The 259-nt window shown below is 65.3% G+C and carries 1 protein-coding gene; it reads left to right on the forward strand.

Features of this window, described 5'->3' with window-relative positions:
* The coding region (locus DW309_RS03415) for an IS66 family transposase (RefSeq protein WP_168387160.1) at nt 1–259 on the forward strand (259 nt) is incomplete at both ends.

The raw sequence follows: 259 nt of genomic DNA on the forward strand, positions 1-259 counted from the left end.
ATCTATGCGCGCGCCGGTCTGGCCATCCCGCAATCGACACTGGGCGCGTGGGTGGGCATCTGTGGCGTGCGTCTGCAACCGCTGGTGGACGCCCTGCAAGAAGAGGTTCTGAGCCACGGTGTTCTGCACGCCGACGAAACGCCAGTGCAGATGCTCGCGCCCGGCAATGGCAAGACGCACCGCGCCTACCTGTGGGCCTATGCGCCGAGCGAGTTCGAGAAGATGCGCGCGGTGATTTACCAGTTTGCGCCCAGCCGCA

Source organism: Microbacterium sp. K41 (genome assembly GCF_004794395.1).
GTDB lineage: Bacteria > Actinomycetota > Actinomycetes > Actinomycetales > Microbacteriaceae > Microbacterium > Microbacterium sufflavum.